A 15,503-nucleotide genomic window follows, 5' to 3' on the forward strand; every position below is an offset into this window, starting at 1 on the left:
GCTGCACTCTTCACTCCGGCGCGCTCTGTTCCGAGCGGCGGCCGCCAACAGAGGCAGTCTGACGGAAAGATCGTCGCGGAGCCACAAGCGAAACGACACCCGTTGGGCACCTTGATTCAGCGAACAAATTTTCCGAGCGCTTCTCATCGCGCGCATGCACGCGCCGCTGGTTTCACATCGATGCGTGGCCGCGACGGGACAAACACACCTCGCATGTCCCTTGCCGTGACGAAAATGGCCATCCAATCGCGCGCGACGCGGTCCGCGCGCCCGTCAACCTTACCCATTGACCATCTCAACTCCGTGCGCGGAATGAGAATTCGTTATTATTGCCAATGATTTGCGGCGCACGATAACTATTCGGCAATTTTTAGAAACAGCGATCGATTGCGGTCGCTCAATCCTATTGCCGAGGTCCTTGTGTCGAACCCAGTTGTTCTCACGCTGACGACCAGCGATCTCCTCCACGATTACACCCAGCTCTACAACGCGATCTCGGCGATCAGCGTCGGCGGCGGCTTCGCTGCGGCGAACACCGATTACGTCATCAACTTCTCGCTCTCGTCAGGCGCGCGCACGTTGCAGCTGCTCGACGATCTGCCGGCCATCAACCTGATGAACGGTTCGACGCTCACCTTCGACGGCAACTCCGACTACAACAATCAGCTCGGCGGGCAGGATTACAGCGACGTCATCGACGCGCGCGGCTATCAGGGCTTTGTCGTCACCTCAGGCAAGGTGACGTTCAAGAATCTCACCATCATCAATGCGGTTGCGAGCGGCGGCAATGGCGGGGTCGGCGGTGGCGGCGGCGGTGCAGGCCTCGGCGGCGGCCTGTTCGTCGGGCAGAACGCCGACGTCACGCTCGACAATGTCAATTTCGGCAGTAACACCGCGAAGGGCGGCGATGGCGGTGCGGTCGATCCTGCCGGTGGCGGCGGCGGTGGCGGCGGCATCGGTGCCGACGGCGGCAGTGGCAATGGCGGCGGCGGCGGTGGCGGCGGTTTCGGCGGTCACGACTATTATGGCGACCACGGCAATGGCGCGAACGGTTACAGCGAAGCCGGCTCTGATAGCCAGCATCCTTCAACAGGCGCGCAGGGCTCGAGCGGCACGCCGGCGACCGTCGTCGGTCCAGGCGGCGGACAGAGCGCCGACAATTATGGCGGCATCGGCTACGGCGCGCATGCCTCCGGCGGCGCAAATGGTGGCGGTGGTGCCGGCGGCGTCGGCGGCGGCGGCGGTGGCATCGGTGGCGGCAACTCGGTGGGCGGCGGCCCTTCGGGCACGCTGATCGGCTTCGGCGGTGCAGGTGGCGTCGGTGGCGGTGGCGGCGGCGGCATTTATGGCGGCGGCAATGGCGGGTTCGCCGGCGGTGGCGGCGGATCCGGCAATGGCAGCGGCTACGCGCACACCGGCGGCAATGGCGGCTTCGGCGGTGGTGGCGGCGGGTCGAACGGCACGCCCGGCAGCGGCGGCTTCGGCGCGGGCAATGGCTCGCTCGCCGGCGGCGGTGGCGGCGGTCTCGGCGCCGGCGGCGATATCTTCGTCCAGCAAGGCGGCAAGCTGACCGTGATCGGCGGCACCCTGTCCGGTGCCACCGAGACCGGCGGCACTGGCGCGAATGGCGCGAGCAACGGCTCGGCCTATGGCGACATCTTCATCCAGGGCACGATGGTCGTCACGCCGACGCACACCGTTTCCACGGTCTTCGAGGGATTGCAGACCGTCACCACGCTGACGATCGCCGACACGATTGCGGACGAGAAGGGAATCAGCGGTGCCGGCACGACCGGCAAGTTGCAGATTTCCGGCGGCGGCACGCTGACGCTGACCGGCGCCAACAGCTATGTCGGCGGCACCCAGATCGATGCCGGCAATACGCTCTCGATCACCGCCGACAACAATATCGGCGGCTCGGCCGGCGCACTGATCCTCAACGGCGGCACGCTGACCACGACCGGCGGCTACACTTTCACGCACGGCATCCAGGTCACCGCCAATGGCGGCACCTTCGACATCTCGTCCGGCACGATCGCCGACTCTGGCGCGATCAGCGGCTCCGGCACGTTCACGCTGTCGGGCGCAGGCACCTTGCAACTCGGGCTTGGCCAGCTCGCGGGGCTGACCGGGACGCTCAACCTGAGCGGTGGGCACCTTGGGTTGACGACGGGCGGAACCTTTGACGACGCGATCGTGGTCGGCGGCAACTCGGTTTTGACGGTCGGGACCGGCGCGACCGTCACCGATACCGCCCTGATCAGTGGCGGCGGCAATCTCGGAATCGACGGCGGCGGCACATTCGTGCTCAGCCATGCCAACAGCTATGGCAGCACGACGATCTATTCCGGCACGGTATGGCTGACCACGGCCGGCGCAGCCGGCACCGGCAATATCTCGTTCACGACAGGACTCGCCAGCACGCTGAAGATCGACGATGCCGCGCTGACCGGCAACGCGTTCACCAACAGCATCTCCAACTTCAATCCCGGCCAGTCCATCGACCTGACCGGGCTGCACTACAACGCCCAGAACACCTCGCTCAACACCGTCAGTCTTTCCGGCAACGTCCTCACGGTCTCGAACGGCACGGTGACGGATACGTTGACGGTGAACGGGCTCGACGGCGGCGCCCGCTTCCAGCTTTCGCAGGATGCGAATGGCGGCACGATCGTGCAGCTTGTGTCGACGCGCGTCTTCAATGTCTCGAACGTCACCGAGCTCAACGCAGCCATCCTGCAGATGGATTCCGGCGGCCAGAACGCCGCGCCGAATGCCAACTACACCATCAACATCACCGCCAGCTTCAGCCTCTCGTCGGAGCTGTACGCGCTCAATCTCTTGAGCGGGTCGAGCGTCACCATCAACGGCAGCGATGGTCACGGCGGCGCCTACACGATTGACGGCCTCAACGCCCAGCGCGGGTTCTTCGTTTATGCCGGCAACGTCAATCTCGAGAACCTGACCATCCAGAACACGGTGGCGGCCGGCGGCGGCGTCATCCAGGGCGGCGGCGGCGGTGGCGCCGGGCTCGGCGGTGCGCTGTTCGTCTCGGCGAACGGCAGCGCCACGCTCGACAATGTCGTGTTTCACAACAGTGCCGCGATCGGCGGCAATGGCGGAACCGGCAGCACCGCGAGCAACGCCAACCTCGACGGCTTCGGCGGTGGTGGCGGCATGGGCGGTCGTGGCGGCAACAGCAGCGGTGGCGGCATCGGCCTTCACGCGCAGGGTGCGAACTCCGCTGCATTCCAGAACGGGGCCGCTGGGATCGTTCCCGGCGCCGCGGGGGGCGGCAAAGGCGTCGACGGCTACCTGATCCCGTTCGGAGGCGGGACCATGCTTTACTGGTATGGCGGAACGGGCGGCGCCAATGGCGGCGGCGGCGGCGCGGGTGGCTTCCTCGGCAACAACAACCGCGCGCACGGTACCGGCGGTGGCGTCGGCGGCGGCAACGCAATCGACGGCGGCAATGGTGGCTACGGCGGTGGCGGCGGGGCGTTCGGCAATGGTGGCTTCGGTGGTGGTGGCGGCTATGGCGGCAATGGCGGCTTCGGCGGCGGTGGTGGCGTCAGCGGGCTCGGTGGCTTCGGCGGCGGTGGTGGCACGGCGGGTGGCGGTGGCGGCCTTGGCGCTGGTGGCACCGTCTTCGTTCAGCAAGGCGGCTCGTTGACCATCAAGGGCGGCTCGCTCTCGAACGATTCCGGCTTCAACGCGGTCAAGGGCGGCACCAATGGCGCCGGCCAGGCCAGCGGATCTGCATACGGCTCAGGCATCTTCATCCAGGGCACCAACAATCTCAGCTTCGCACCGGCCAGCGGCCAGACGCTGACGGTCGCCAGCGATATCGCGGACCAGAGCGGCAGTGGCGGCACCGGCGCCAATGCGGGCGTCGGCGGTCTCGTGGTTAGCGGCGGCGGCACCGTCATCCTCGGCGGCAACAACACCTACACCGGCAACACCACGGTCAGCGGCGCCGGCACACGGGTGTCGATCTCCGCCAACGTCAATCTCGGCGCGGTGACCAACGTGCTGAAGCTCGGCGACGGCACCGGCATCAGCTTCACCGACGGTTTTACGCAGACCCGCAACATCACCGTCGCCGGTGATCCGGTCTTCAACGTCGCGGCCGGCCAGACCGTCACCCAGAGCGGCGTCATCTCCGACGGCGCGACGCCCGGCGACGTGGAAGTGACCGGCGGTGGACGGCTCGTGCTGTCCGCGCACAACACCTATTCGGGCGGCACCGTCATTAAGGGCTCGATCCTCGAGCTCGCAGCGAGCGGTGCGGCCGGAACCGGAGCGATTGCGTTCACGGACGGCTCTACCGAGAAGCTCGTGCTCGATGCCGCGGCATTCTCCGGCACCTCGTTCGGCACGTCGATCACCGGCTTTGCCGGCGGCGATACCATCGATTTCAGCAATCTCGCCTATGACGCGACGGCGACGCTGGCCTATGCGAACGGCATATTGACGGTGAAGAGCGGCAGTGGCAGCACGCTCGCCTCGCTGCATCTGGGTTTCGGCGCGGGCGCCACCTTCGGCTCGCTGAGCCTCGCCTCGGATGGTTCGGCCACGCCGCACCTCGAGATCAGGTCGCAGGCCAGCATTGCTTCGCTGACCGCGGACACGACCGGTCACCTGACGCTGCTCAATACCGGCAAGGTGGTGACCATCACGGTCAATTTCAGCAATGCGGTGACCGTGACCGGTGCGCCGGAACTGCTGCTCAGCGACGGCAAGGCCGCGACCTATGTCAGCGGCAGCGGCTCGCAGGCACTCGTGTTCAGCTACACGGTGCAGGACGGCGACAGCAGCTCTGATCTTCAGGTGCAGAGCCTGTCGCTCAACGGCGGCACGATCAAGGATCCCGGCGGCCAGGACGCCGACGTCACCCATGCGGCGACCGATCTGCATCTGGTGATCGACGGGGTCGCGCCGACGGTATCGGTCGCGGCAAGCTCGACGTCGCTGCTGGCCGGGCAGAGTTCGATCGTCACCTTCACCTTCTCCGAGGCGGTCACGGGCTTCGCGCTTGCGGACACGACGGTGAGCGGCGGCACGCTTGATAACCTTATCCATGTCGGCCTCAACGCCGCGCACCAGGACATCTACACCGCGACCTTTACGCCTGACGTGACCAATTCCGAGGTGGGTTCGGTGCAGGTCAACGCGGCTAGCTATACGGACGCGGCTGGAAACGCCGGCGCGGCCAGCAGTGCGATCAATTTCTCAGGCGACACCAAGGCGCCGACGGTGTCGGTCACTGCCGATCACAGCAGGCTCGCGGCCGGCGATACTACAGTCGTGACTTTCAGCTTCTCCGAGGCCGTCACCGGCTTCGGGCTGGGCGACGTCACCGTCAGCGGCGGCACGCTGGATAATCTCACCCATGTCGGCGTCGATGGCTCCGGCCACGACGTCTACACCGCGACCTTCACACCCGACGTGACCAACACCGAAGCGGGTTCGGTGCAGGTCAACACCTCAAGCTATAGCGACGTCGCCGGCAATTCCGGTTCGTCGAGCAACGCGGTCAATTTCACCGGCGATACCAGGGCGCCGACGGTGTCGGTTTCGGCGGACCACAATGCGCTGCTCGCCGGCCAGACCGCAGTGGTGACCTTCACCTTCTCCGAAGCGGTCGCGGGCTTCGCGCTCGGCGATGTCAGCGTCAGCGGCGGCGCGCTGGGTAATCTTGTCCATATCGGCGTCAACGGCATCGGTCAGGACATCTACACCGCGACCTTCACGCCCGATGTCACCAACATCGAGGCCGGATCGGTCCAGGTCAACGCATCGAGCTACAGCGACACGGCCGGCAATGCCGGCGGTATCAGCAACACGATCAATTTCACCGGCGATACCAAGGCGCCGACCGTCTCCGTCTCGCTCAATCCCGACGCGGTGCTGGCCGGCGACCTCTCGGTCGCAACCTTCACCTTCTCGGAGGCGGTGTCCGGCTTCGCCCTGGGCGACACCACCGTGCATGGCGGCGCGCTGAGCAATTTGGTCCACGTCGGGCTCAATGGTGCCGGCGAGGATGTCTACACCGCGACCTTCACGCCCGATGTCAGCGACACCGAGACCGGTTCGGTGAAGGTCAATGCGTCGAGCTATGCCGATCTGTCCGGCAACGCCGGAGCGGCTGGTAACACCGCCACGATCGGCGGCGATACGCTGGCGCCGACGGTCTCGATCGCGGCCGACCGTAGCGCGCTGCTGGCGGGCCAGGCCGCGCTGGTGACATTCACCTTCTCCGAAGAGGTCGCGAGCTTCGCGCTCGGTGACGTCACGGTGCATGGCGGGACGCTCGGCCATCTCGTCCATGTCGGCATCAACGCGTCGGGCCAGGACATCTACACCGCAGCCTTCACGCCGGATGAAAGCAACACCGAGGCGGGCTCGGTGCAGGTCACGGCGTCAAGCTATACCGACGTCGCCGGCAACGCCGGTGCAGCGAGCAACATCGTCAATTTCATCGGCGATACCAAGGCGCCGACGGTGTCGGTTGCCGCGAGCCCGAGCACGGTGCTGGCCGGGCAGACGTCGGTGGTCACCTTCACCTTCTCCGAACATGTCGCGGGCTTCGCCATCGGCGATACCGTCGTCGCCGGCGGTGCCCTGAGCAACCTGGTCCATGTCGGGCTCAATGTGTCGGGCCAGGACGTCTACACCGCGCTGTTCACGCCTGATATCACCGATGTGCTGGCGGGCTCGATCCGGGTCACGGCCTCGAGCTATGCCGACGATGCCGGCAATACCGGTGCGGCTGGTAACACCGCCACCATCGGCGGCGACACGCATGCGCCGACGGTGTCGGTGGCGGCCAATCACACCGTGCTGCACGCGGGCGACACGGCGCTGATGACGTTCACCTTCTCCGAAGCCGTCGCGGGCTTCGGGCTCGGCGACATCACCGTGCACGGCGGCTTCATGGGCAACCTTGTTCATGTCGGCCTCAACGGCGCAGGCCAGGATATCTACACCGCGATCTTCACGCCCGATGTCACCAACTATCTGTCGGCAAACCTGTCGGTCGCCGGCGCGAGCTACACCGACGTCGCCGGCAATGCCGGTGCGGCAAGCAGCTCGGTCAATTTCAGCGGCGACACCAAGGCGCCCTTGGTACCGGCGCTATTTCTGCATCAGGACACCGGCGTCTCGGGTGCCGATCGCATCACCAGCAATCCGCTGATCGACTATTACAAGGCCGATGCTGCCGACACGCTGCGCTTCAAGGCCGACGGCGCGTCGGGCTTCTCGGCGGTGGCGCCGGTGTTCACGACCGATGGCGTGCATTCCGTGACGGTGCAGGAGGTCGATGCCGCCGGCAATGTCAGCGCGTCGTCCAGCCTGACCTTCACCCTCGACACGACTGCGCCCCATCTGACCGGGATCACCGCCACGCCCTCCGGCGGCGTTGCGTCTCCGGGCGCGCTGGTGCAACTGACGGTCGGCTTCAGCGAGGCGGTTCGCGTGATCAGCGGCACGCCGACACTGACGCTGAACGACGGCGGCAGCGCGATCTACGATGCCGCGGCCACGACGCTGCTCGGCGATCCCTCGAAGCTGGTATTCGATCACATCGTGTCGTCGACCGATCGCGCGCCATCGCTGGCGGTGACCGGCTTCGCCGCCAATGGCGCCAGCGTGGTCGACCTCGCCGGCAATGCGGCGTCGCTGTCGGCCGTGTCGGCGGCGTTCGATGCGTTGCACATCAACGAGACGACAGTGCCGGCCTATACGCTCGGGTCGATCACGCGGCCGGAACTGCATCTCGATCTCGGTGGCCATGTCATCATGGACGCGACCGCCACGGCGTTCGCCGGGCACTATGGCATGCAGTACCTGTTCCTCGGGCTGCCGGCTGGCACGTCGTATCAGACCGTGCCTGACTTCCATCTCTGATCGAGGCGTCATTCCGGCTAGCGGAAAACAGATTACTGCCGCTGCGGCTTGCTGCACTGCGGGCCATGCGGCATGATCCCGCCCTCGAAACGGACCTGATGCAATGAGGTCCGCATCTCCAGGGAGGGTATGAATGAGACGAGTTTTGGCCGGCGTGTTGGCCTGTGTGTTTGCGATCTCGGCGAATGCGTCGCTGGCGCAGGACAAGCCTCCGCTGAAGCTCGGCGGCATCCTCGACATGTCGAGCCTCTATGCCGACATCACCGGTACGGGCAGCGAGACCGCGGCCAAGATGGCGGCGGAGGATTTCGGCGGCACGGTGCTCGGCCGCAAGATCGAGATCGTGGTCGGCGACCATCTCAACAAGGCCGACCTCGCCGCCAATATCGCCCGCGACATGATCGACAACCAGGGTGTCGAGATGATCTTCGACGTCGCGGCCTCGGCGACCGCGCTCGCCGCCGGCGAGATCGCCAAGGCGCGCGGCAAGATCATCATGTTCAACGGTCCGGGCTCGATCCGTCTCTCCAACGAGGCCTGCGGTCCCTATACCGTGCACTACGTGTTCGACACCTTCGCGCAGGCCAATGTGACCGGCCTTGCCGCGGTCAAATCCGGTCTCGACACCTGGTTCTTCCTCACCGCCGACTACGCCTTCGGCCAGGACCTGGAAAAGGACACCAGCAATGTCGTGGTGAAGTCGGGCGGCAAGGTGCTCGGCAGCGTCCGGCATCCGATCAACACCTCCGATTTCTCGTCGTTCCTGTTGCAGGCACAGGCCTCGAAAGCCAAGGTGATCGGCCTTGCCAATGCCGGCGGCGACACCATCAACGCGATCAAGCAGGGCGCTGAGTTCGGCATCACCAAGGGCGGCCAGAAGATCTCGCCGCTGTTGGCTTTCGTCACCGACATCGACAGTGTGGGGCTCGAGACCGCGCAGGGCCTGCTGCTTGCGGAGGCGTTTTACTGGGACCTCAATGACGACACCCGCGCGTTCACCAAGCGCTTCATGGAGCGGACCAAGCGGGTGCCGACCTCGGCCCAGGCCGGCGTCTACTCCTCGGTGCTGCATTATTTGCAGGCAGTGAAGGCCGCCGGCACCACTGATGCCGCCGCCGTCATGAAGGTGATGAAGGAGACCCCGATCAACGACATGTTCGCCAAGAACGGCAAGATTCGTGAAGACGGCCGCATGGTGCACGACATGTATCTGTTCGAGGTCAAGAAGCCCTCGGAGTCGAAGGGTCGCTGGGACGACTACAAGCTGCTCGCGACCGTGCCCGGCGACCAGGCGTTCCAGCCGCTGTCGGCGTCGCGCTGCCCGCTGGTGAAGAAGTGACGGAGTGACGAAGTCACTCAGTCATCCCGGGGCGATGCGTTAGCATCGCACCTCAGATGCGCAATTGCGCATCGGGGATCTCGAGGTTCCGGGTCTGGTGCTAGCGCACCATCCCGGAACGACGGGGAACAACCAACAAACAACGAAAGGCAAAACGCCATGAGCGACAATCAGATGGTTCTCCAATCCCTCGAACAGGGCCTGCTCACTATCACCATGAACCGCCCGGATCGGCGCAATGCGCTCAATCCCGACATGACGCAGGGGCTCGTGGAGGCCGCGCGTCGCGCGCAGGACGATACCGAGGTGCGGGCGGTGCTGATCCGCGGCGCCGGCGGCACCTTCTGCGTCGGCGGCGACGTCAAGTCGATGGCGGCAGGCCGTGCGCCGCTGCCGTTCGAAGCCAAGATGGCCAATCTGCGCCGCGGCATGGAGGTCTCGCGGATCCTGCACACGATGCCGAAGCCGGTGGTGGCGCAGCTCGATGGTGCTGCGGCCGGCGCCGGGCTCTCGATCGCGCTGTCCTGCGATCTGCGCGTCGCCAGCGCGTCCTGCAAGATCACCACCGCCTTCGCCAAGGTCGGCTTCTCCGGCGACTACGGCGGCACCTATTTCCTCACCAAGATGCTCGGCAGCGCCAAGGCGCGCGAGCTCTACATGATGTCGCCGGTGCTGTCGGCGCAGGAGGCCTACAATCTCGGCATGGTCTCCAAGGTGGTGCCCGATGCCGATATCGAGGCCGAAGCGCTGGAGCTCGCGCGCTCGCTGGCGCAGGGCCCGTCGGTGGCGCTCGGCTACATCAAGCGCAACATCAACAATGCCGAGACCATGACGCTGGAGGCCTGCTTCGACGGCGAGGCGATCCACCACACCCGTGCCGGCGAGACCACCGACCACAAGGAAGCGGCAAAGGCCTTCGTCGAGAAGCGCAAGCCCACCTTCCAGGGTCAGTAAGCCGTGACCAATCACATGGCCGAGTACATGCGGTTGCGGCAGATCTGCCTGGTGGCGCCGCAGCTCGCGCCCGTGATCGCGGATATCTCTGCGATCATGGGCCTCGATGTCTGCTACCGCGACGGTAACGTCGCCAAATACGGCCTCGAGAACGCGCTGCTGCCGGTCGATACGATCCTGCTCGAAGTGGTCGCGCCGTTCCAGCCGGGGCCGGGCACCGCGGCCGGCCGCTTCATCGAGAAGACGGGCGGACGCGGCGGCTACATGGCGATCTTCGCTTGCGAAGATCCTGACGCGCGCGGCGCCAAGGCCAATGCGATCGGCGTGCGTACCGCCAACGTGATCACGCATGCGCCGTATCATGGGGTGCAACTGCATCCGCGCGACTGCCGCGCCGTCTTCATCGAGTTCAACCACACCGACGGCAGCGATAACGTGCTGGGGCCATATCCGCCGGCCGGCCCGGACTGGCAGAAGTCGATCCGCAAGGACACGACGTTGGCGTTGACCGAGGTCGAGATGCAGAGTCCCGACCCCGAAGGGTTGGCGGCGCATTGGGGCAGGATCGTCGGCATTCCCGCCGACGGTACCGTGGTGAAGCTGCCGAATGCCACCTTCCGCTTCGTCAAGGGGGCCAGCGAGATCATGAGCGGCTTGACCTTCAAGGTTGCCGACAAGGCCAAGGTGCTGGATGCCGCGAAAGCCAGGGGCTGCGAGGTGAAGGACGATGAGTTCTTTCTGTGCAGTGTGAACTTTCGCCTGATTGCGTAGTTTCGTAGCCCGGATGTAGCGAAGCGAAATCCGGGTTTACGCTGTGGGCGGATAAGCCGTCCTCGGATTGCGCTGCGCTCCATCCGGGCTACACGTTCCCTAATCCGTCATCCTGAGGAGCCGCGAAGCGGCGTCTCGAAGGATCGATGGCCACCGGCCGGGCCGTTCATCCTTCGAGACGCGCTACGCGCTTCTCAGGATGACGGGGAAAGATTGAGCGAATGGCCGCTATTCAATATCGTGGTTCATAATAACAACAACGGAACGCCCCATGCCGCATCCGCTCGATTCCTTCTTCGCGCCCAAAAGCATCGCGCTGATCGGCGCCTCGCGCGATCACGAGAAGATTCCGGGGCGGTTGCTCGCAATGTTGCGCAAGAACGGCTATCCGGGCGGGCTCTATCCGATCAATCCGAACTATGAGGAGATCGACGGGCTGAGATGCTTCAAGTCGGTCGCCGAGATCGGCGCGCCGATCGATCTCGCGGTCATCGTGATCCCTGCGCGTGCGGTGCTGCCGGCGCTGGAGCAGTGCGCGGCCGCCGGCGTCAAGAACGCGGTCATCATCTCCTCGGGCTTTGCCGAGGAGGGCGGCGACAGCGCAGCGATGCAGGATGCCATCGTCGCGCTCGCGAAGCGGACGGGGATGCGGATCTCCGGTCCGAACGCCGAAGGCTTCTACAGCCAGGTGCAGAAGGTCGCCGCGACCTTCAGCCCGACCGTCGACGTCAAGCCGGATGCGCCCGGCCTGGTCGCAAGCCAGCGGCGGATCGGCATCGTCGCGCAGAGCGGCGGCATCGGCTTTGCGATATATCATCGCGCCAAGGCGCTCGGCGTCGCGCTCAGCTATGTGGTCAGCGCCGGCAATGAAAGCGATCTCGGTGCCGGCGAGTTCCTCGACTACATGGTGCAGGATGCCTCGACCGACGTGATCCTGCTGTTCATCGAGGGCATCCGCGACGTCGACAAGTTCCTGGCGGCGGCGAAGCGCGCGGCAGAGCTCAGGAAGCCCGTCATCGTAACTAAAGTGGGCCGCTCCGGCGCCGGCGAGCGCGCCGCGGCCTCGCACACCGCGAGCATGGCGGGCTGGTCGGCGGCCTATGATGCGGTGTTCGCGAAATACGGCTTCATCGTCTCCAACGACCTCGACGAGGCGGTGACGATTGCCGCCGTCCTCACCACCAATCCGTTGCCGAAAGGCGACCGCGTCGCGGTGCTGACGGTGTCCGGCGGAGCGGGCATCTGGGGCGCCGATACCGTCTCGATGCAGGGCCTGCGCGTGCCGGAGCTGTCGGCCGAGATCCAGAGCCAGATCAAGCAATGGATGCCGTCCTATGGCGCGGCGGGCAATCCGGTCGACGTGACCGCGCAGGGCGTCTCCTCCGGCGGCCTGCAGAAGAGCATCGAACTGTTCAACGCTTCCGACGAGGTCGACGCGACCTTGGTCGTGCTGTCGCTGTCGAGCGAGACGCGGATGCCGTTCAAGGAAGAAGAGCTGAAGCCGGTGATATCAGCGCAGCACAAGCCGGTGGTGTTCTACTCCTATACGCTGCCGTCGTCGTTTGCGCGACAGGAGCTGGCGAAATCGGGCGTGGTGGTGCTGTCGGGCCTGACCCATGTCGGCGTCGCGATGCGGCGGCTGGCTGATTATGCCGGCTTCAAGCCCGCGCCCGAGATGGCGGCATCTGCGTCGCAAGCGCGCGATCTCTCCGCGCATCTCGCAGCGAAGACGTTCTCCGAATATGACAGCAAGTCGCTGCTGCGCGCGGCGGGGATCGCGTTGCCGGACGAGGTGCTGGTGACCGATCGCGACGGGCTCGATGCCGCGATCGAGCGGGCCGGGTTTCCACTTGTCATGAAGATCCAATCGCCTGACATCGCGCACAAGAGCGAGGTCGGCGGCGTCCGCGTCAACATCTCAGCCAAGGGCGCGGCGTTCACGGCCTATCGCGACATGCTGGAGAGCGTGCAGAGGCGGCGGCCGGACGCTGCGATCCAGGGCGTGCTGGTCGGGCCGATGGCGAAGAGGGGCGTCGAGATCATCGTCGGCACCATGACGGATGCCACCTTCGGACCGATGGTGATGGTGGGGCTCGGCGGCATCACCACCGAGCTGTTCAGGGATGTGGTCTATCGCCCGGCGCCGGTGAGCGGGGCCGAGGCGACCGCGATGCTGGAGACGCTGAAGGCCGCGCCGCTGCTGCACGGTTTCCGCGGTGCGCCGAAGGCGGATGTCGCAGCGCTGGCGCGGTTGATCTCGCAGATTTCAGTGCTGGCAGCGCAGCATGCGAACCAGATCGCCGAGATCGAGCTCAATCCGGTGCTGGTGCATCCCGAGGGGCAGGGCGTGACCATCGTCGATGCGCTGGTGGTGCCGAGGGATTAGCCCGCTATCTCCTCAACGTCGTCCCGGCGAAGGCCGGGACCCATACGCCGCGGCCGACGAAAGAGGCACAAGCGGCGTCGGCGTTCCTTACAACTCAGTTCAGTGGTTGTGGGTCCCGGCCTTCGCCGGGACGACCCGTGGAGAGAGTGCCGCTCGGCGCTCACCGCCCCTTGAAGTTGGCGACGCGGCGCTCGGCGGTGGCCTTGACGCCTTCCTTGAAGTCTTCGGTGGCGCGCAGCTTGGTCTGCTCGGCGAGTTCATGGTTGGTCGCGGCGAGCACGCGGTCGGCGAGGCCGGCGCGCATGGTGGCGCGGGTCGAGACCAGGCCGAGCGGCGAGCATTCGGCGATCTCCTGCGCGAGCTTCATCGCTTCAGCCCGCACCTGGTCCTGCGGCACCAGCACGTTGGCGAGTCCCCAGCGATAGGCTTCCTCGCCGGTGACGCGGCGGCTGGTGTAGAACATCAGCTCGGCATTGTTCTTGCCGATCAGCTCCGGCAGCGTCGTGGTGAGGCCGAAGCCCGGATGGAAGCCGAGCTTGGTGAAGTTGGCGGAGAAGCGGGCCTCGGGGCAGGCGACGCGGAAGTCGGCGGAGACCGCAAGGCCGAGGCCGCCGCCGATCGCGGCGCCATGGATCGCCGCGACGATCGGCTTCTTGTTGCGGAAGATGCGCACCGCCTGAACGTAGAGATGGTTGATCGGCAGGTTGGAGGCCGGATCAGACTTGGCGCGCTCTTCCTGCTCCTGGCGGGCGGGATCGCCGAAATTGGCGCCGGCGCAGAACGCCTTGCCCTGGGCTGCGAGCACCGAAGCGCGGATCTCGATGTTGTTGTCGAACTCCTCCAGCGCGTCGGCGATCTGGTTGATCAGCGCGACGTCGAAGAAGTTCAGCGGGGGTTTACGGATTTCGATCAGGCCGACATGGCCGTGGGTCTCGACGCCGATATCAGTGTACTTGGTCATGATCTGTCCTCTTTGAATTAGCGCAAGCCGAGTCCGCGGGCGATGATGCCGCGCAGCACCTCGGTGGTGCCGCCCTGGATCGTCAGCTTGGGTGCGGTCTTGATGGCGAAATCGAGCTGCTTCTCCAGCGTCTCGCGGTTGGTCGCGGTCTCCTCGACGAACGCCGCGAGATCGCGCACGCGATGCGGCAGCTGTTGCTCCCACACCGTGCCGATGTCCTTGACGATCGAGGCCTCCACCACCGGCTCCTTGCCGGCCTGCAACATGCCCGCAACCGACACCGACATGCGGCGCATGGTGTGCACCTGCGCCACCAGCCGGCCGATGCCCTCGGCGCTGCGGGTGTCCGGGTTCTTGCCGACCGCGCGCACCAGCTCGGTGAGCACGTAATAGGTTTCGAGGAAGCGCTCGGGGCCACTCCGCTCATACGCAAGCTCTGACGTCGCCTGTTTCCAGGCGCCGTCGACTTCGCCCAGCACGTGATCGTCGGGCACGAAGTAGTCGGTGAACACCACCTCGTTGAATTCGAACTGGCCGGTGATCTGGCCGATCGGATTCACCTGGATGCCCGGCTGCTTCATCTTGACCAGGAACTGGGTCAGGCCGTGGCGGCGGTTTTCCTTGGTCGGCGGCGAGGTGCGGAAGATCGCGATCATGTAGTCGGCGATGTGCGCCGACGAGGTCCAGATCTTGGTGCCGTTGATCAGATAGCCGCCGTCGGTCTTGGTCGCGCGGGTCTTCGCCGCGAACAGATCGGAGCCGGAGTTCGGCTCGCTCATGCCGATCGCAAAGCAGACCTCGCCGCGGCAGATCCGCGGCAGGATATCCATCTTGATGTGCTCGGGCGCGTATTTCAAAAGCACCGGGCCGCTCTGGCGGTCGGCGACGAAGAAGCGCCGGGTCGGCGCATTCGCCACCCGCATCTCCTCGGTGACGACGTAGCGCTCCAGGAACGAGCGCTCCTGGCCGCCATACTTCTTCGGCCAGGTCATGCCGAGCCAGCCCTTGGCGCCGACGCGACGGGAGAATTCCGGCGCATCATTGTCCTCGCGGTTGGGCGCGTGCGGATCGAAGGTGCCGGCGGCGATCTCCTCGGCGAGGAAGGCGCGCACCTCCTTGCGGAGCTGCTCGCATTTCTCCGGCAGGCGGATCGGATCGAAACGAAGGGCTGCGGTCATGAT

7 protein-coding genes are annotated in these 15,503 nt (G+C 65.7%); 5 read left to right on the forward strand and 2 right to left on the reverse strand.

Annotation, left to right across the window (positions count from 1 at the left end; all coding sequences use genetic code 11):
• The first annotated feature begins 420 nt into the window (after window positions 1-420).
• The 5 genes from ACVINW_RS13535 (at window position 421) to ACVINW_RS13555 (ending at window position 13,361) form a co-directional block, all read left to right on the forward strand.
• Window positions 421-7,911: an Ig-like domain-containing protein gene (locus ACVINW_RS13535; protein ID WP_456751753.1), complete on the forward strand. Its 7,491-nt coding sequence runs from the start codon at window positions 421-423 to the stop codon at window positions 7,909-7,911.
• A gap of 133 nt (window positions 7,912-8,044) precedes the next feature.
• Complete coding sequence (locus ACVINW_RS13540; protein ID WP_456751754.1) at window positions 8,045-9,250, forward strand: ABC transporter substrate-binding protein; 1,206 nt, start codon at window positions 8,045-8,047, stop codon at window positions 9,248-9,250.
• A gap of 159 nt (window positions 9,251-9,409) precedes the next feature.
• Window positions 9,410-10,204, forward strand: coding sequence for an enoyl-CoA hydratase (locus ACVINW_RS13545; protein ID WP_456751755.1), 795 nt, complete (start codon window positions 9,410-9,412; stop codon window positions 10,202-10,204).
• Between the two features lie 15 nt (window positions 10,205-10,219).
• Window positions 10,220-10,975 (forward strand): hypothetical protein, encoded by a 756-nt coding sequence (locus tag ACVINW_RS13550; RefSeq protein WP_456756391.1) that lies wholly within the window; start codon window positions 10,220-10,222, stop codon window positions 10,973-10,975.
• A gap of 271 nt (window positions 10,976-11,246) precedes the next feature.
• Window positions 11,247-13,361 carry an acetate--CoA ligase family protein gene (locus ACVINW_RS13555; protein WP_456751756.1) on the forward strand — a complete coding sequence of 705 codons (2,115 nt, stop codon included), beginning with the start codon at window positions 11,247-11,249 and terminating at the stop codon, window positions 13,359-13,361.
• A 160-nt stretch (window positions 13,362-13,521) separates the two neighbouring features.
• Here ACVINW_RS13555 and ACVINW_RS13560 read toward each other — a convergent pair whose 3' ends face one another.
• Together ACVINW_RS13560 and ACVINW_RS13565 are read right to left on the reverse strand one after the other, a co-directional pair.
• Window positions 13,522-14,322: an enoyl-CoA hydratase/isomerase family protein gene (locus tag ACVINW_RS13560; RefSeq protein ID WP_018269159.1), complete on the reverse strand. Its 801-nt coding sequence runs from the start codon at window positions 14,320-14,322 to the stop codon at window positions 13,522-13,524.
• 17 nt (window positions 14,323-14,339) lie between these two features.
• The gene (locus ACVINW_RS13565) at window positions 14,340-15,500 is read right to left on the reverse strand and encodes an acyl-CoA dehydrogenase family protein (protein WP_018269158.1); all 1,161 of its coding nucleotides are present in this window, start codon (window positions 15,498-15,500) and stop codon (window positions 14,340-14,342) included.
• Window positions 15,501-15,503: the final 3 nt, after the last annotated feature.

The organism is Bradyrhizobium sp. USDA 4461, from assembly GCF_054055655.1.